Raw genomic sequence first — 19,433 nt, 5'->3', positions numbered from 1 at the left:
TTTTTGTAGGCAGTACAAATGCGATAATTCAACTAATTTTCGTAGGCGCGACCTCTTTAAAAAATGAGCGGTGAGTCTCCACATTAAATTGATAAGAGCGGTAACGAAAGAGTTGGTTTAGTATAATAAAAGTTATAAATTCAATCAGTAGAAAAATCTTTAAAGAATCAATTGTAAGACTGGCTAATGATATGACTAAAAATAGCATAAGGAATAGAGTAAATAATTGCTGAAGATGATTTGTATTTGTGATAGTAACTTCTTCTGTTTTCGAAGTAACCTTGATTTTTTGTGAGAATCGGAAAATACCTTCTCTGAATTCAAGTGTATCCCCAACAGCGACTTCTAGTTCAGTTGAAATATTATTAAATAGTTTTCCTTGATAAGTGCCATTTTTATATACAGAAAAATAACGGACACAGCCCCATGTAGTTTGTCGTTTCAACTTTATTTTCATGATTATTACCTCCTAAAGCTATTTTCACATATTTTAAGAAAATAAAAATCAAGCAAAAGGCTGATTTAATTCAGTCTTTTTATCCTGCTAAGGTCTTAGTTGGAAATACAAATAACGTTAGATAGTAAAAAAACTCTGAGAGTGCCAACTTAGACTCCAGCGTTTTAATTATTATAGAAGAATAGGAGATATACTTAATCTAACGGTGGTAAGTAGGTATATTCCGCAATAGCCGAAGCGTTTATTCCGGCAACGTGCCCAGTGACAAATGCAGCTGTGACGTTATAGCCACCAGTATACCCATTAATATCAAGTAATTCACCAGCAAAAAATAGCCCTTTGACTAGTTTACTTTCCATTGACTTGGGTTGGATCTCTTTTAAGGAAACACCGCCGCCAGTTACAAAAGACTTTTCGATGGGTAATGTTTTCTCAGCATTTATTTTAAAAGTCTTTAACTGTAGCAACAGTTGATCTAGTTGTTGGGCAGAAACTTGTTTGGCTTGTTGATCAGAAATGCCAGTTTGACTTAAAATGAAATCTAGTAAGCGTTCAGGAACCAAATTTTTTAAAGCATTTTTGATTGATTTGTCGGGTTGCTCTGAAATTTTTCTTTTAAGCTCGTCCTTTAATTCGGCTATTGTTTTTGAAGGGAAAATATCTAAGAGCAGAACAACTGGTTGTTGCTCATTTTTGACTAATTCTTGATTTACAAAACTAGAACATCTTAAAGCAGCTGGTCCAGAAATCCCAAAATGAGTGAACAAGAGATCCATCTGATGTTCTACCACGACTTTTCCTTTGCTATTTAAAACAGAAAGAGAAATATCCTGTAGGGAGAGCCCTTGTAAAGTTTTATTTTGAATAAACAGATCATTTGAAATGATAGGAGATTCTGTTGCATACAAGGGACTGATCGTGTGACCTACTCGTTTCGCTATTTTATAACCATCACCAGTCGAGCCAGTGGATGGATAAGTTCGACCGCCTGTTGTTAAAATGACACAAGGAGCGTAGATTTTTTCGTGCTCTAGAGCGACTCCGATAATTTGATCTTCTTTCCGTAAAACTTTTTCGACTTTGGCTTCTGTATAAATTGTAACGCCAAGTGTTTCCAATTGATGGAATAAGGTTTCCACAATTGTTTTTGAACGATCGGTGACAGGAAACATCCGACCATGATCCTCTTCTTTTAGATGAGTACCATTTGATTCAAAAAAATCCATAATATCATAATTGTTAAATTGCGAAAAGGCGCTATATAAAAATTTTCCATTACCAGGAATATGAGCAATGATTTCTTCAGCAGGTCGATTGTTCGTAACATTACAGCGACCACCGCCAGTTAATAATAGTTTTTTTCCAACGCGCTTATTTTTTTCTACTAACAATGTGTTACTGCCAGCTTTTGCCGCTGCAATGGCTGCCATCATTCCGCTAGTACCAGCTCCAACGACAATCACATCAAATAATTTCATAAATTCTCCTCCAGTTCAATGGTAGTTTAACACAATTTTCAATTTTTTTTCTAAGTTTTTTGCATTTTACTGTAAAAAGTTGTGGAAATTTTCTGAATTTAGGTTAAAATAGGATTATAACAATGAGAGGGTGATTAGATGGAAGCAAAACAGTACGTGGAAGAGATTCAAAAGAAGATTCATGAGAATGATCGAGGGCAAGTAGAATACTTGCAAGCTGTCGACGAATTTTTACCAACGGTTGAAGTATTTTTGAAAGAAAATCCAGCATTCATTGAAGCCAATATTTTAGGAGTCCTAATCGAGCCGGAAAGAATTTTACAATTTAGAGTGCCATGGCAAGATGACGCAGGTAATTGGCAAGTTAATCGTGGGTATCGTGTGCAGTATAACTCTGCAATCGGACCTTATAAAGGCGGTTTGCGTTTTCACCCTAGCGTGAATTTAAGTGTGATGAAATTTTTAGCATTTGAGCAAATTTTCAAAAACAGTTTGACAGGTCTGCCAATCGGCGGCGGCAAGGGCGGTAGCGATTTTGATCCAAAAGGAAAAACAGATGCTGAAGTTATGCGTTTTTGTCAAAGCTTTATGACCGAATTACAGAAACATATTGGGCCAAGTACAGATGTACCAGCGGGTGATATCGGTGTTGGGGCTAGAGAAATCGGTTATTTGTTTGGCATGTACAAACGTTTGAGAAATTATGATGCAGGTGTATTAACTGGTAAACCATTAGGGTATTGGGGTAGTCAAGCTCGTACAGAAGCTACTGGCTATGGCTGTGTGTACTTCGTAAAACATCTATTAAAAGATTCAGACGATTCATTTGATGGCAAGAAAGTTGTGGTATCAGGTAGCGGGAACGTCTCAATCTACGCAATGGAGAAGGCGAAAGAATTAGGCGCAACAGTTCTAACTTGTTCAGATTCAAGTGGATTTGTTTATGATCCAAACGGAATCGATGTTGAATTAGTCAAAGAACTGAAAGAAAAAAATCGTGAACGTATTGCTAAATATGTAGAGACACATTTAGATGCGACTTATTATGAAGGTCAATCTGTCTGGGACTTTGAAGTAGCATATGATATTGCTCTGCCTTGTGCAACTCAAAATGAAATCAATGAAAAACAAGCTGAAATTTTAGTGAAAAATGGTGGAAAAGTCGTAGCAGAAGGGGCGAATATGCCTTGTACGTTGGAGGCCGTTGCAGTACTCGAAAAAGCTGGCGTTCTCTATTGTCCAGGTAAAGCAGCAAATGCAGGCGGCGTTGCGGTTTCTGCTTTAGAAATGAGTCAGAATTCAGAGCGTTTATCTTGGTCATTTGAAAAAGTAGACAGTATGTTGGATGATATCATGAGAAATATTTACGAAACTTGTCGTGATACGGCTACTAAATTTGATGCACCAAATAATTTTGTCTTAGGAGCAAATATTGCAGGATTTGAAAAAGTGGCTCAAGCAATGCTTAGTCAAGGATTAGTTTAATTCTCTTTTTAAAACGGTTTTAGATTTAAAAAGGGACTAGGTCTGACTCAATGAGTTATTGTCCTAGTCCCTTTTTTATTTGACATCTTTCAATTTTGAATGAGAAATACCTTATTTCAAGGGGAATAAAATAAAATTGGTACAGACAGTCATAATTTGCTTGAAAAAAGCATAAAAAGAACGTAAAGTAGATACTGTATTAAGTTTAATTTCAAGGAGGAGAAGGAATGTCACACATTCAATTTGATTATTCCAATTTAACACCGTTTATTGCGGATCATGAATTGGAATACATGCAGACTCAAGTGACTGCAGTAGACAAGGCACTAAGAGAAGGAACTGGAGCTGGAAGCGACTTTACTGGTTGGATCGATCTACCGGAAAATTATGATAAAGACGAATTTGCCCGCATCAAAAAGGCGGCTGAAAAAATCCAATCTGATTCAGAAGTTTTAGTTGTAATTGGTATTGGCGGTTCTTACTTAGGTGCAAGAGCAGCGATTGAATTTTTACATCATTCATTTAATAACCTATTACCATCAGAAGAAAGAAAAGCACCACAAGTTTTCTTCGCTGGAAATAGCATCAGCTCAACTTATTTAGCTGATTTAATCAATGTTATTGGTGAGCGTGACTTCTCGGTAAATGTGATTTCTAAATCAGGTACAACGACTGAACCTGCGATTGCATTTAGAGTATTTAAAGAATTATTAATTAAGAAATATGGTAAAAAAGAAGCGAACAAGCGTATTTATGCTACTACTGATCGTGCCAAAGGTGCTGTTAAAGTTGAAGCAGACGCTGAAGGTTGGGAAACTTTTGTGATCCCTGATGATGTTGGTGGACGCTTTACCGTACTAACACCAGTTGGCTTACTGCCAATCGCCGTTAGTGGTGCAGATATTGATGCCCTAATGACGGGTGCCAATGATGCACGTAAAGAATATGCTGCAACGACTGATTTAAGCAAAAATCAAGCATATCAATATGCTGCATTAAGAAATATTTTATATCGTAAAGGGAAAACCACTGAAATGTTGATCAACTACGAACCAGGAATGCACTATTTCTCTGAATGGTGGAAACAATTATTCGGCGAATCAGAAGGAAAAGACCAAAAAGGAATCTTCCCAGCAGCAGCCGATTTTTCAACAGATTTACATTCAATGGGACAATATGTTCAAGATGGTATGCGTAATTTATTTGAAACTGTTGTGAAAGTTGAAACGCCGCGTCACGTTGTATCAATTCCTGAATTAGCAGAAGATTTAGATGGTTTAGGCTATTTGCAAGGGAAAGAAATCGACTTTGTAAATACCAAAGCATTTGAAGGAACGTTGTTAGCACATACAGATGGTGGTGTGCCAAACATGATCGTGAAAATACCTGCGATGGATGCTTATTCATTAGGATATGTGATGTACTTCTTTGAAATTGCTGTGGGAATTTCTGGGTATTTGAATGGTGTGAATCCATTTGACCAAGAAGGTGTAGAAGCATACAAGAAAAACATGTTTGCATTACTTGGTAAACCTGGCTTTGAAGATTTAGCGAAAGAATTGAATGCACGTCTGTAATATTGGATTTAACGAATTGTGCTCAATCTTTGATTAAACAAGAAATAAAGGAGCTCTCAAAATTGAGGGCTCCTTTATTTAGTTAGAAAATCTAATCATTCTCTTTCACTTAAAGTCATCATCTTTAGGGTAAGGAAGAATATCTAATGAATAATCATCATCTATTGTTTCTTCTTGAGTTTGCTCTTGATGGTAAGGATCATTGATTTCTTCTTCTTGCTTAAATTCATCTGGGTACGGCGTGTTTTCAGAATGTAAGTAATCAGTCTGATGTGACATGGCTCTATTATTTTGAGCTAAACGTTCTTTAGCTTCTGCTTCTGCCTCAGCTTGATGAGTGTTCTTATGATGTGATTTATTATTTTTACTACCTGTAAAAGTTAAATAAATAATCAACACAATCATAATGATTGTTGCTATAATTAAACCAATGAACATGCCAAATGTAATAAACATGGGGGTAGATCCTCCTTCATTAATCCTGCTTCTATTCAGTTTATCAAATCTTGGTTGTTCAGTCATCTATTTTTCATAGATATCAGTAATAAAATTAGAATATACTTGAGAATAAAATCAAGTATAGGGAAAAACATAGAAGCTAGTAAAGTGATTGTTACCTAATTTTTAATTTTGGTAGAAATCAGTTCGGTTATCGAAAAGTTGATTTAAAAGTTTGTTTAAAAAGAAAAGAATCCTGTAGGAATTTACTTCTTTGTGGTAAACTATAGAAAGCAAGTTTTTGGAGGAATGAATTTGAAATCTAAAGAGTTATTACATACAATTTTATTTTTTATTGGATTAGCAGCACTACTATTTTTATTGAGACAATTTGTGTTTACCCCAGTTGTGGTCAAAGGTCACTCGATGGACCCAACATTGGCTGATGGTGAACGAGTGATTGCATTAAAAAATACGGAAATCAAACGGTTTGATATTGTCACATTTCCAGCACCAGATGAACCTAAAAAAAACTATATCAAACGAGTGATCGGGTTACCAGGTGATACAATTGAGTACAAAAACGATGTTTTATATATCAATGATAAAGAAGTAAAAGAACCTTATTTAGACCAGTTTAAAGATGAAGTGACGGATGGAATGCCTCTGACGTTTGATTTCACATTGAATGAAGTGACAGGTGAAACTAAAGTACCAGAAGGCGAATATTTTGTGATGGGCGATAATCGTCGGAATTCTAAAGATGGCCGAATGATTGGTTTTATCAGTAAAGATAGTATATTAGGTGATGTTAAATTTGTTTTATGGCCGCTAGATCGCTTTGGAACGATCTAAAAAAGTATAATTTAAGAAAGCTCTCTTTTAATTAAGAGGGTTTTTTTGTTAGATGGTGGGCGCCGTATTCAACAATGATTTATGATAAACTAAGCGTATGAGATATTTATAAAGGATGTGACAGAAGTGAGTTTACAATTTATCCGTGGAACAGCTGAAATGGATTTAGAGGAAGAGCTTTTACAAGCGTCTAATAAGTGGTTATTGGCAGATGACAAACATGAAGTTTTTTATTTAGTCCCAAACCACATGAAATTCGAACAAGAAATCAATGCACTTAAGCGATTAAAAAATATCCAAAGTAATCATAGTGATTCGATAGCAACCATGCGCTTTCAGGTGTTCAGTTTTTATCGTTTAGCTTGGTATTATTTGCAACATACACAGTATTATAGCTCTGAGATTCTGACCGAAGCTGGAGCGGCAATGGTTTTTAGAAAGATTTTATCAGAAAACGAGGAAGAGTTGAACGTTTTCCGTGGAGAAGTTAACAAATCTGGTTTTATCCAACAATTGTTTGATTTATATCAAGAAATGAAAGAAGGAAATATTGATTTAGAGGAGCTATTTAGCCAGTTATCAGGATCAAATTCTGATAGTAAAGAGCAAGATTTACAATTGAAAATCAAAGATATCAAATTAATATTTTCGAAATTTGAAGTAATGATGAGTCAATATGGTATCAAGTCTGCAGAGATCATTAATTACTTAACTGAATATTTAGAGTCTAAAGACCTTAGTAATGTTTTATTTGTGATTAATGGCTATCATAATTTTTCAGCAAGAGAATTGAAGTTGATCGAGACGTTGATGCGTCGAGGTGGAGAAGTTAAGATATCTTTAGTAGTAGATAAAAAATATCCGAATGAAGTACCGACGATGATGAATTTGTTTTATGAAACGGGTACGACATACCACAAACTGTATCAATTAGCTAGAAAATCATCGACAGCGATATTACCTGATTATATAGAAAAGAATCATTTTTTAGTTGCCGATAACAGTCTTCAAACGCTTGGAAACTATTGGATAGAAGCGCAAGAAAGTCGTCCGAAAAGAAGACAAGCACAAGTAACTGATGAGCATTTACAATTTTGGTGTGCTGAAAATCCCAAAGAAGAAATCAATCACATCGCAAAAGAAATTAGAAGATTAGTAGTTGAAGAAAATTATCGATATAAAGATATTCAGTTGCTGACAAGAGAATTGGATAGCTATGAAACGTTGATTGAACCACTATTTACGCTCCACGAGATTCCGGTTTATTTAGATCGTGATATGGCAATGGAGCAGCATCCACTAGTTGAGTTTATTCAATCTGTATTTTCAATCCACAATTATCACTATCGTTATCGGGATGTTTTGCGTTTTCTAAGAACAGAATTATTTTTCCCGATTGCCGATCAACTCTCTCTAGAAGAATGGCAAACGGAACGAGATGAATGGCGGCGTAAAATTGATGTAACAGAAAATGTCGTTCTAGCCTATGGTTATGAAGGATATCATTGGGAAACAGATAAGGACTGGCATTTCATCCGCTATGATTTTGAGGCAGATCAACAAGACAATACTGAGCTGATCGAAAAAGATGCGAATATTGTTCGACAGATGATTCAAAATCATATACCTGCTTTTTTCAAGAAACTTGAAAGTGCTGAAACGGGGATTGAAGCAGCTGACTATTTTTATCGTTTCTTAGTAAGTAATGGCGTTGAAAAACAATTGATGATGTGGCGTACTCAAGCAATCGAACGTGGGCAATTAGAAGCTGCTCGTAACCATGAACAAACTTGGGAAGCTTTGATGAACTTATTAGATGAGTATGTAACGATCTATGGGGCCGAATTATTTGACTTAGATACTTTCGAAGAAATTTTTTCCAGTGGTTTAGAGGGGCTACGGTATAATAAAGTACCAACAGCAATTGATCAGGTTCAAGTCAGAGCAATTGATTTAGCTAGGCCAGGTCAAGCAAAAGTTGTTTTTGTGATAGGTTTAACGGACCAAGTATTTCCACAAAAGTTTGATAATAAAACATTACTTTCAGATGAAGAGCGACAATTCGTCAATGGTCATTTAGAGGAAGGTCAATTCTTGCTGAATGATACCCGAAAAAGTATAGCCAAGGAACCGTTCATTGCCTACATCATGTTTGCTTCAGCGACTGAACGTTTATACTTCTCATATCCAAGTGTGAAAGATACCTCTAAAGATGTGAAGGTTTCTAGTTATTTAGTGAATATTCAAAATGACTTAGGAGTGAAAATACAGTCGAAAAATGCACTTATGATCACAGATGATGAGCAGGCGTCCTTAGAACATGTGGGAACTTACAGAACGTTGATCAGTGATTTAACCAATTTGAAGCGGCAAAAAAAGGAAACGCATGAAGGCATACGACCATTATGGCTACTGTTAGAGCGTGAATTAATGGAACACTCCTATGCATCATTGGCACAACATATTTTTGAAAGCTTAGGCCATCAAAATTTACCAGAAAATTTAACAGATTCTTTAGCAGAGGATTTATATGGCAAACAAATCTATACCTCTGTGTCAAGAATGGAAAGCTTTTATCGCTGTCAATATCAATATTTTGCTCGTTTTGGTCTAGGGCTGAAAGAAAGAGATGTTTTTGGATTATCTCCAGCTGCTACAGGTGATTTTTTCCACGAAGCACTGGATCAATTCTTTAAGTTATTAATCATGCAAAAAAAACAATTATCTGAATTGACAGATCGTGAAGTCAGTGAATTTACGGAACAGATCCTAAATGTTGTTTTTGGTGAAATAAAATTTTCGATTCTAGACTCTTCTAGTCGTATGAATTATATTCGCTATCAATTAGGGCAAACGATCAAAAAAGTTAGCTGGGCTTTGAGACGTCAAAGCGAACGCAGCGGCATGTCTGCTGTTCAAACCGAAGTATTGTTTGGGCAGATCGCTAGTCAAAAAGGAATCAAAGGACTGGAATTACCTTTAAAAAATGGTGGGAATATCAGTGTTAGAGGGAAAATAGATCGTTTGGATCAGCTAGTGACACCAGAATCTGTTTATTTAGGCGTAGTCGATTATAAGTCTAGTCATAAAAAATTTAATATTACAGAAGCTTATTATGGACTAGCCATGCAGATGCTGACGTATTTGGATGTGGCTTTGATGGATGCGGTGAATTTAGTTGGTCAGCCTGCTAAGCCTGCTGGTTCATTTTATCTACATGTTCACAATCCGATTCTTCCCTTCGAGACAAATGATAAAAAAGAACAGCAGCTATTAAAGAAATTTCAGTATGACGGTCTGTTATTGAATGATCCGATTTTACTTGAAAATCTAGACAAAAGTTTACAGGCAAAACAAAGTTCATTGATCTTTCCAATTGAAGAATCGGCAAAAGAAATTATTAAACCAGGACGTCGTCAAGAAGATAAATTTGTGACAGAACCTGAACTAGACGCGTTACTGAACCATAATCGTAGTAAATTTATCGAAGCAGGTAACAAAGTCACGAGTGGAGAAATTGATTTGAATCCAGCGTATCAGGGGAAAGAGCGAATTGCTTGTCGTTTTTGCCCATTTAGAAGTGTTTGTAATTTTGATGTGATGTTAAAAGAGAATAACTATAATCGAATTGAAACATTATCTAAAAAAGAAGTGATGGATCGCTTGGTTGAAAATGAACAGGAAGGAGGAGCAGGTGATGAGTAAAATCATTCCGTTACGTCCAGAGAATGAACAATTTACAGATAATCAATGGCAAGCTGTTTTTGACGGAGATGAAAATATTTTAGTTTCTGCTTCTGCAGGTTCTGGGAAGACAACGGTTCTTGTCCGAAGAGTCATTGAAAAGCTTAAAAGTGGTGTTGATATTGATCGTTTATTGATCGTAACCTATACAGAAGCAGCAGCGAAGGAAATGAAAGAACGAATTCAAGTCGCTTTACAAAAAGCAATCACTAACGAAAGTGACCAAGAGAAAAAACAACATTTTATTCGCCAGTTAACGTTACTACCTACAGCGCATATCAGCACATTACATGCGTTTTGTTTAACAGTGATCCGGCGCTTTTATTATTTGATTGAAATGGATCCAGTGTTTCGTTTATTAACGGATGAGACTGAAATGCTACTGCTAAAAGAAGATGTTTGGGATGAGCTTAGGGAGCAATTTTACAGTGAGAATGAAGAAGCTTTTTATCAACTGACCAGTAACTTTTCTAACGATCGCAGTGATGATGGCTTAACTCGGCTGATCTTTTCGCTTTATGAGTTTGCTAGAGCTAATCCAGATCCAGAAGAGTGGCTAACACATTTAGCTGATAGTTATCGTATATCGGGACAATTGGGCAACTCCAGTTTATTTCAAGACTATTTGAAACCGCAAATCATGGAAAGTTTATTGCGATGTGTCGATCGCTATCAAGAAATGATTCGATTAACAGAAGGCGAAGAAAAACTAGAAAAAATTGCTGATCTAGCAAGAAATGAAAAAGAATTCGCTGAAACATTTAGTAGTTTAGTAGTTGATAATGATTTGGAAGCAGCATTTGAACTCTCGAAAACAGTTAAATTTGAACGCTATCCTACTGTCCGCGTAGAAGAACTAAAAGAGGTCTCAGCACAAGCGAAAAATTTACGTGAGCAAAACAAAAAAGCGATAAATGATATCTTGACGAATTTATTTACATTGTCACCAGAAGAAATGAAAGAGATCTTAAAACGTTCTCTACCTGTCGTGGAAGAAATGGCTAAAGTAGGTCAGGCTTTTATTGAACGTTACAGCAAGCAGAAACGAAAAAAAGGGCTAGTTGACTTCAATGATTTAGAGCATTTCACTTTAGCTATTTTAGCAAAAAAAGAAGCAGGTGAGTGGCTTGCTACAGAAGCGTCAAATTATTATCGCACTAAATTTGATGAAGTTTTAGTAGATGAATACCAAGACATCAACCGACTGCAAGAGACCATTCTCTATTGGTTAAGAAGACCTTCCGCTGAAGAAGGCAATTTATTTATGGTTGGTGATGTAAAACAATCTATTTATTCATTTCGTTTAGCTGACCCAACATTATTTATTGAAAAATACAATCAGTATGGTCAAAATAAAGAGGGGAAACGAATTGTTTTAGCCGAGAATTTTCGTTCTAGAAAAAATGTTTTAGACTTTACAAATTTAATTTTTGAACAATTAATGGATGAACGAGTAGGACAAATTGCTTATGACCAAGCGGCTCAGTTAGTTCATGGCTTTGATCAATTTTTAGAAGCTGAAAATTATGATACTGAACTGTTGATTTATGAAAAAAAATCAGAGCAACTTGAGCAAACACTTCAATTTGACCAGTCGCATGTCATCATGGAAGATAAAACAGAAGGTGAGTTATATATGACTGCCTTAAAAATCAGAGAATTGATCGATCAAAAGTTTTTGATCTATGATAAATCGACCAAGGAAAATCGACCTCTTACTTATAAAGACATTGTATTATTGACGCCAACAAAGAAAAATAATCTAACGATTTTAGAAATATTTAAACTAGCGGGCATTCCGATTCAAGTCAATGATGCTCAAAATTATTTCCAAGCGACAGAAGTTCAAACGATGGTTGCGTTACTGCAAATCATCGATAATCCGTATCAAGACATTCCCTTAGCCGCAGTATTGAGATCGCCAATCGTTGGGTTAAAGGAAAATGAACTTGTGACTATTCGTTTAGCTGGGAAAAAGAGTTCCTACTATGAGGCATTTTTAACATTTAATCAATCCAAAGTTGCAGATAAAGAGCAGCAAAAACTACAAGATAAAACAATTCAGTTTGCTGCGCTATTGGATAAATGGCGAGAAATCGCTAGAAGAGATCAATTGGCTGTCCTGATTTGGGCTATTTATCAAGAAACCGCGTATTTAGATTATGTGGGCGGGATGCCCGCAGGCAAGCAAAGACAGGCTAATTTATTTGCTTTAGTTGATAGAGCAGCCAGCTATGAACAGACAAGCTTCAGAGGACTATTTCAATTTGTCCGATTTATTGAAAAAATGCAGGAGAAAGATAAAGACTTAGCTGAACCTGTGATTTTAAGTGAGGAAGATGCTGTTCGAGTAATGACGATTCACGCTAGTAAAGGGTTGGAATTTCCAGTGGTATTCGTTTTAGATATGACGAAAGAGTTTAATCTTGGAGATTTGAATGAACGCTATATTTTTGATGATCGTTTAGGTGTGGGCATCCGCTATCTCGATCAGATTGATCGAATGCTCTATGAAACATTGCCATTTTTAGCTATCAAACAAGCAAAGCTGAAAAAATTACTTTCTGAGGAAATGCGTAAATTATATGTTGCGTTGACGCGTGCAGAACAAAAACTTTACCTCGTTGGTTCATACAATAGTCAGGAAGCGGCGTTTAAAGAATGGCTCAAAGTTAGTGATGTTCAAACAAAAGTTTTACCAAGTGAGAATCGTTTGCAGGGAAAAAGTAGTCTAATGAATTGGGTGGGGATGAGTTTGATCCGTCACCAGAAAATGACTGAGTTCCAAACGGAATTTATCACTGAAAAGATTGCTGGAATTACACAACACCCAGCCAATTTTTCAATTATTTTTATGACTGAAAAAATCATTCAGGAACAATTTGCTACGCTTCAATTTGTGGATTCAAGTTTAAGCATAGAAAAGAGTATAAAAAATGATGATTCGAAATTACTGGCAAAAGGAATAGAACGCTTAAATTTTTCCTATCCTTATGAACTGTCAACTCAAACGACAAACTATCAGTCAGTATCAGAAATCAAGCGTGTATTTGAAGATCCTGATAATAAAGAAATTGTGAAAATCGAGGTCGATGAAAGAAATAAAATTCAGCCAACACCGATGATCATCCATCGAATGAGTGATGGTGAATTAGGAAAACCGAGATTTATCGAGACGATTCGCAAACCATCTGCTGTTGAAATTGGGACTGCGACACACTATCTATTACAGCTCTTAGATTTAGAGAAGGTACCAACGAAAAACAGCATTCTTCAATTGATCGAAGAATTGATTCAAACGAATATTATTCAAGAAAATGTAGCAAAGCAAATCAATATCGATCAAGTTCTATCATTTTATCAAACAACTTTAGGAAAGCAATTGCTAGAACAATCAGCACAAGTAGTACGAGAGCAACCTTTTTCAATGTTGTTAAAAGCAGAGGAACTAATCAAAGACTATCCAAAAGAAACACAAGATGATTTATTGATTCATGGTATGATAGACGGGTATATTGAACAAGAGGAAAATTGTATACTTTATGATTACAAAACGGACTTTGTTCAAGATAGTGAAAATACCCAAGAAATCAAAAAAATTATTCAACGTTACCGTGGTCAGCTCAATTTATATCGAAAAGCATTAGCTCAAGCGACGAATAAAGAAGTGACCAAAGTCTTTTTAGTCTTATTATCTGCTGGGATCATCATTGATATGGATCAGGAAAAGATCATTGAAAAAATGAATTAAAACAAAAGCAAATCTACTTACAAATTGTAAGTTGTGTGCTATACTCAATGCATGAGGTGAGGAAAATGGAGCAAGTAAAAACAACCGACTTTTTATTATGTCCTAAATTTGAGAAAGCTTTTGCGATTTTAGGAAAAAAATGGAATGGTTTGATTATTGACGTCTTGTTGGAAAATGGCCCTCAACGATTTGGTGAGTTAAGACAGAAGATTCCTGAACTTAGTGATCGAGTGTTAGTAGAACGCTTGAAAGAACTAGAGGCAGAAGGAATCATCTCGAAAGCAGTGCGCTGTGACGAGAGTAGTCGTCTAGAATATTTCCTCACAAATAAGGGCAAAGACCTACAACAAGCAATGGAACAAATCCAAGAATGGGCAGAAAAATGGGTCACAGCTGAAGAATGCGGTTGACCTCAGACTTGATTTCTTGTAAACTGTAGTCAATTGAATAATAAAAAGCGATGATGGAAAAGAGTAGTTTGGTTGATACGAACAAGGGAAAACCTGTCTTAGACTGTAAACAGGTTACGTATTCGAAAAATGAAGTTCACTTCCGGAGTTTGTTTGTTCTAGAGGTTCAGACCGGTGAAAGCCGTTATAAGAATTGAGTGCATGATTTTTTTTCATGAAGTAGGATGGTAACACGATAGCTCGTTCCTTGATAGAGGAGCGGGCTATCGTTTTTTTAGTTCACCTAGCCGTTGTAAGCAATTCTAATATTAAGCCAAAGAAAGGAATAGAAAAATGACATTAAAAGCTCAGTTAGAAGCTCTAAGAGATGAAACCTTAGTAAACATTGAACATGTTGCGGATCTTAAAGCACTAAACCAAATTAGAGTAGAAATATTAGGTAAAAAAGGGCCAATCACAGAAGTATTAAGAGGAATGAAAGATCTTTCAGCAGAGGAGCGACCAATTGTTGGAAGCTTCGCTAACGAGATTCGTGATTTATTAACTGAAGCGATTGACTCACGTAAAGTAATTTTAGAGTCTGAAGCTTTAAACGCTGCTTTAGAGCATGAAACAATTGATGTAACATTACCAGGAAAACAAATGGTACATGGTACACGACATGTATTATCTCAAGTTATGGAAGAAATCGAAGATATCTTTGTTGGGATGGGCTATCAAGTAATAGAAGGGTATGAAGTAGAATCTGATCATTATAATTTTGAACGGATGAACTTGCCAAAAGATCATCCAGCTCGTGATATGCAAGATACGTTTTACATTTCTGATGAGATTTTGATTCGAACTCATACGTCACCCGTACAAGCTAGAACTATGGAAAAACATGATTTTTCAAAAGGTGCGTTACGTATGATTTCTCCAGGGAAAGTATTCCGCAGAGATACTGATGACGCCACGCATAGTCATCAATTCCACCAAATCGAAGGGCTTGTTATCGATAAAAATATTACAATGGGCGATCTTAAAGGAACCTTAGAAGTTGTGATGCAAAAAATGTTTGGTGAAGACCGTAAGATTCGTCTGCGCCCAAGTTATTTTCCATTTACTGAACCTTCCGTTGAAGTGGACGTTAGTTGCTTCAAATGTGGCGGAGCAGGGTGTAATGTTTGTAAGCAAACAGGTTGGATTGAGATTCTTGGTGCTGGGATGGTTCATCCTGATGTTTTACAAATGTCAGGAATTGATCCAACCGAATATACTGGCTTTGCTTTTGGCTTAGGGCCAGATAGAGTGGCTATGTTACGTTATGGCGTCAATGATATTCGTCATTTCTATCAAAATGATCTACGTTTCTTAAATCAGTTCAAGGTAAAGGAGTAGTCGACGATGTTAGTTTCTTATAAATGGTTAAGTGAATATTTAGATCTTTCAAAAATTTCTGCAAAAGAGTTGTCCGATCAAATGTCTTTGACTGGAATAGAAGTTGAAGGTGTTGAAGTACCTGAGGAAGGCTTAAAAAAAATAGTCGTTGGTGAAGTGAAAGAATGTATTCCACATCCTAATTCAGATCATCTATCGATTTGCCAAGTAGATATTGGGGAAGAAGAGTTGTCCCAAATCGTTTGTGGTGCGCCGAATGTAAAAGCTGGTATTAAAGTAATCGTAGCCTTACCTGGCTCACGAATTACTGGAAATCAAAAAATAAAAAAAGGAAAAATGCGCGGTGAAGTTTCTAATGGCATGATTTGTTCTTTACAAGAATTGGGTTATTCTGACAGTGTGATCCCTAAGGCTTACTCTGAAGGAATTTATTATATGCCAAACGACGCTGTCAATGGTGATGCTGTCTTTTCTTATCTTGATATGGATGATTCTATCATTGAGTTATCGATCACACCAAATCGGGCTGATGCCTTAAGTATGCGTGGGGTCGCTTATGAAGTAGGCGCAATTTATCGACAAACACCTGATTTTAATGACGAGGTCTTAAAAGAAGATACTAATGAAAGTGCAGCTGATTACATTTCTGTAGAAGTAGAAGATAAAAAAGAGGTTCCCGCTTATCAAATCAGAGTGATCAAAGGGGTGAAAATTGCTGAAAGCCCTCTTTGGCTACAAACACGTTTGATGAATGAGGGGATTCGCCCAATCAATAATGTTGTTGATGTAACAAACTACATTCTGTTACTTTTTGGACAACCGTTACATGCTTTTGATTATGATAAATTAGACAGCAAAAATATCCTAGTAAGACGTGGAAAATCGGGAGAAGAACTTGTAACTTTAGATGGTGAAACAAGAAAAATCTCTGAGGAAAATATTGTCATTACCAATGGAACAGTTCCTGTTGCTTTGGCTGGCGTTATGGGTGGTGCCGATTCAGAAATTACAGAGGAGACAACAACTGTTGCTCTAGAATCAGCCTTGTTTGATTCACTAGCTGTCCGTAAAACATCGAAAAAATTTAATTTACGTAGTGAATCTTCTAGTCGTTTTGAAAAAGGAATCAATCATGCGACAATTGGAGAGGCAGGTGATGTAGCTGCTGCAATGATTGCCAAATTGGCTGGTGGAACGGTTGTTTCTGGTCGAAGTATTGGTTCTGAATTAACGATTAAAGAGGTTGTTGTAAGTGTGACTGTGCCACGTATCAATGAATATTTAGGGACCAGTTTAGACGAAGCGGCTGTTAGCGAAATATTCGATACATTAGGTTTTACTTATACACTAGATCAAGGGAAATATACTATAACGGTTCCGCCGAGACGCTGGGATATTACAATTGAAGCTGATTTAATCGAAGAAGTAGCAAGAATCTATGGATATGATAATTTACCCTCAACACTACCAAAAGGTGAAACTGTGGCAGGAAGTTTAACTAGTAGACAACTGTTGGTTCGAAAAATCAAAAGTTTATTAGAAGGCACAGGTGCTAGTGAGGCAATCAGCTATGCTTTGACAACAGAGAAAAAATCTCGTCAATTCATGATGAGAGAAAGTCTAACGACAAGTCTACAATGGCCAATGAGTGAAGACCGTTCAGTTTTACGAATGAATCTTATTTCAGGTTTATTAGATGATGTTGCTTATAATGTGGCGCGTAAAAATACAAATATTGCTCTTTATGAAAACGGACGCGTGTTTTATCAAGACAATGATCCTAAGAAAGACTTACCTTATGAAGAAAACCATTTAGGGATTATTTTAACTGGAAATCGAGAAGTCAAGGATTGGGAAACGAAAGAAACTCCTGTTGATTTTTATACAATCAAAGGAATGCTGGAAGTTTTATTCGATTCTGTTGGGCTTGCAGATGAAATCTCTTATGAGGCGACAAAAGCAAACCCAGAGATGCATCCTGGAAGAACAGCGTTGATAAAACTTAATGAGACGATCATCGGGTTTGTTGGACAAGTTCATCCGACAGTTGCAAAAGAATACGAAGTACCAGAAACGTATGTTGCTGAATTGAATCTTCAGGCAATTGTTGAAGCTGAAAATGATGCATTTGTTTATCAACAAATTTCAAAATTCCCAGTAGTTTCAAGAGACATTGCCTTACTTGTAGATGAATCGGTAACAAGTCAAGAATTAATTGGAACGATTTCAAAACACGCTGGAAAATTCTTACAGACTGTCCATTTGTTTGATGTTTATCAAGGAGATAACATTGCCGAAGGGAAAAAATCAATGGCTTATAGTTTGACTTTTGTAAATCCTGAAGCGACATTAGTGGATGAAGAGATCAATCAATCGATGGAAAAAGTTGAGAAAGCCTTAGTTGAAGCATTTAACGTAATAATTAGATAACAGAAAAAGAAGCCAAACTAAAAATAGCTTGGCTTCTTTCTTTATCTATCAATTGATTATGCCCAGTTTCGGGATAACCATCTGGAAAATTGCGAAATGGAAAAATTAATGACAAAATACATTAGAGCAACTAAACCGTAAATTGCAAAAACCTGTCCAGTTTGAGCATAACGTCCCATTAAGATATAGGATTTCCCAAATAATTCTTGCAAAGCAATAACAGAATATAAGAAGCTAGTATCTTTAATTACTGTCACAAATTGAGAAACAATTGACGGTAACACATTTCGAATCGCTTGTGGTAAAACAATATACAGAAGAATTTGGAAATTACTAAATCCTTGCGAACGAGCAGCTTCTTTTTGTCCTTTATCAACACCATTTAAACCGCCACGAATGATTTCCGCTAATGCTGCAGTAGTGAAAACGGTGAAACTAACAATCCCTGCGGGAGTAGACTTTATTTTGAAAATCAAAAAAATAACATAAATCCACAATAAGTTAGGAATATTCCGCACGATTTCGATATATAAACTAGCTAAAAATTTTAAAGGACCTGATTTTTGATTTCTTAAAACAGCTAATACTGTTCCAAAAATTGTACTTAGAACAATTGATACAAAAGAAATATAAAGAGTAAGCTTCAAACCATCAAATAAAAAGCGCAAATTATTGCCGGTCAGAAGTTGACTCATTTGGTCTGAGAAAGACATTTTGCGAACCTCCTATCTGGTATAAGCTTTTTTATTATTTTCTTCCAATTTTCGAGCGAAGTTAGCCAAAGGAAAGCACAGGATAAAGTAAAGAAATCCTGCTACTGCAAAGGCTGGGATATAATTTAAATTAATGGAAGACCAACTATTTGCTGTAAACATCACATCTGCTCCTGAGATAATGGCCACAGTGGATGTATTTTTGATCAAGTTTACAATTTGGTTGGTCAATGGTGGTAACATGATCCGCCATGCTTGAGGTAATACAACATAACGCATTGTTTTGCCGTAAGAAAAACCTTGAGAATAAGCGGCTTCAAATTGTCCTTTAGGAACAGCGCCAATACCAGAACGCACGACCTCAGAAATATAAGCGCCATGATAAAGACCAACACAAATAATTGCAATAGTAGTCGTTGAAAAAGTCAGCATCGGACTAATTAACGGAAAGCCATAATAGACAACGATGAACTGAATTAATAAAGGGGTATTTTGAAAAAATTCCACGTAAATCCGACTAATTAAATTTAATAGTTTATTATGCATTGTTGATAAGCTACCAAAAAAGATACCTAATAGCATCGCAACGATCAATGAACCGATCGCCAATAAAATGGTGTATAGGAAAGCATCAGCAAATAATCGCCAATCTTTGAATAATGCTTCCCAGCGATAGAGTGCAAAAGGTCCTGCATTCGCTATAATGAACATATAG

At 36.1% G+C, this 19,433-nt stretch carries 13 protein-coding genes; 8 read left to right on the top strand and 5 right to left on the bottom strand.

Going from position 1 to position 19,433, the window contains the following annotated elements; genetic code table 11:
* Positions 1–28: 28 nt before the first annotated feature.
* Complete coding sequence (locus tag BCR24_RS11860) at positions 29–457, bottom strand: hypothetical protein (protein WP_069640735.1); 429 nt, start codon at positions 455–457, stop codon at positions 29–31.
* A gap of 194 nt (positions 458–651) precedes the next feature.
* Positions 652–1,935: a BaiN/RdsA family NAD(P)/FAD-dependent oxidoreductase gene (locus BCR24_RS11855; RefSeq protein ID WP_069640734.1), complete on the bottom strand. Its 1,284-nt coding sequence runs from the start codon at positions 1,933–1,935 to the stop codon at positions 652–654.
* Positions 1,936–2,073: 138 nt separating this feature from the next.
* On the opposite strand from BCR24_RS11855, the gene gdhA reads away from it, so the two are divergent.
* Both gdhA and BCR24_RS11845 read left to right on the top strand, forming a co-directional pair.
* A complete protein-coding gene (gdhA, locus tag BCR24_RS11850; RefSeq protein WP_069640733.1) occupies positions 2,074–3,420 on the top strand; it encodes an NADP-specific glutamate dehydrogenase in 1,347 nt (448 codons plus the stop codon).
* 227 nt (positions 3,421–3,647) lie between these two features.
* Positions 3,648–4,997 carry a glucose-6-phosphate isomerase gene (locus BCR24_RS11845; protein WP_069640732.1) on the top strand — a complete coding sequence of 450 codons (1,350 nt, stop codon included), beginning with the start codon at positions 3,648–3,650 and terminating at the stop codon, positions 4,995–4,997.
* Positions 4,998–5,102: 105 nt separating this feature from the next.
* Here BCR24_RS11845 and BCR24_RS11840 read toward each other — a convergent pair whose 3' ends face one another.
* Positions 5,103–5,453 carry a hypothetical protein gene (locus BCR24_RS11840; RefSeq protein WP_069640731.1) on the bottom strand — a complete coding sequence of 117 codons (351 nt, stop codon included), beginning with the start codon at positions 5,451–5,453 and terminating at the stop codon, positions 5,103–5,105.
* A gap of 291 nt (positions 5,454–5,744) precedes the next feature.
* Between BCR24_RS11840 and lepB the strand changes: the two genes are divergently transcribed.
* From lepB to pheT, 6 genes are all read left to right on the top strand, one after another.
* The gene (lepB, locus tag BCR24_RS11835) at positions 5,745–6,290 is read left to right on the top strand and encodes a signal peptidase I (protein ID WP_069640730.1); all 546 of its coding nucleotides are present in this window, start codon (positions 5,745–5,747) and stop codon (positions 6,288–6,290) included.
* 126 nt (positions 6,291–6,416) lie between these two features.
* Positions 6,417–9,995, top strand: coding sequence for a PD-(D/E)XK nuclease family protein (locus tag BCR24_RS11830; RefSeq protein ID WP_069640729.1), 3,579 nt, complete (start codon positions 6,417–6,419; stop codon positions 9,993–9,995).
* Positions 9,988–13,785: a helicase-exonuclease AddAB subunit AddA gene (gene addA / locus BCR24_RS11825; RefSeq protein WP_069640728.1), complete on the top strand. Its 3,798-nt coding sequence runs from the start codon at positions 9,988–9,990 to the stop codon at positions 13,783–13,785. The genes BCR24_RS11830 and addA overlap by 8 nt, the downstream gene beginning before the upstream one ends.
* A 65-nt stretch (positions 13,786–13,850) precedes the next feature.
* A complete protein-coding gene (locus BCR24_RS11820; RefSeq protein WP_069640727.1) occupies positions 13,851–14,195 on the top strand; it encodes a winged helix-turn-helix transcriptional regulator in 345 nt (114 codons plus the stop codon).
* A gap of 333 nt (positions 14,196–14,528) precedes the next feature.
* On the top strand, positions 14,529–15,575 hold the full coding sequence (gene pheS / locus BCR24_RS11815) for a phenylalanine--tRNA ligase subunit alpha (RefSeq protein ID WP_069640726.1): 1,047 nt from the start codon (positions 14,529–14,531) through the stop codon (positions 15,573–15,575).
* A 6-nt stretch (positions 15,576–15,581) separates the two neighbouring features.
* Positions 15,582–18,005 (top strand): phenylalanine--tRNA ligase subunit beta, encoded by a 2,424-nt coding sequence (gene pheT / locus BCR24_RS11810; protein WP_069640725.1) that lies wholly within the window; start codon positions 15,582–15,584, stop codon positions 18,003–18,005.
* A gap of 56 nt (positions 18,006–18,061) precedes the next feature.
* Here the strand turns inward: pheT and BCR24_RS11805 are convergent, their stop codons facing one another.
* Both BCR24_RS11805 and BCR24_RS11800 read right to left on the bottom strand, forming a co-directional pair.
* Positions 18,062–18,700 (bottom strand): amino acid ABC transporter permease, encoded by a 639-nt coding sequence (locus BCR24_RS11805; protein ID WP_069640876.1) that lies wholly within the window; start codon positions 18,698–18,700, stop codon positions 18,062–18,064.
* A 30-nt stretch (positions 18,701–18,730) separates the two neighbouring features.
* The gene (locus tag BCR24_RS11800; protein WP_069640724.1) at positions 18,731–19,429 is read right to left on the bottom strand and encodes an amino acid ABC transporter permease; all 699 of its coding nucleotides are present in this window, start codon (positions 19,427–19,429) and stop codon (positions 18,731–18,733) included.
* Positions 19,430–19,433: the final 4 nt, after the last annotated feature.

The organism is Enterococcus ureilyticus (assembly GCF_001730315.1).
GTDB lineage: Bacteria > Bacillota > Bacilli > Lactobacillales > Enterococcaceae > Enterococcus_L > Enterococcus_L ureilyticus.
Note: the sequence above shows the minus strand (reverse complement) of the source record. Positions and strands in the feature narration are given on the sequence as shown.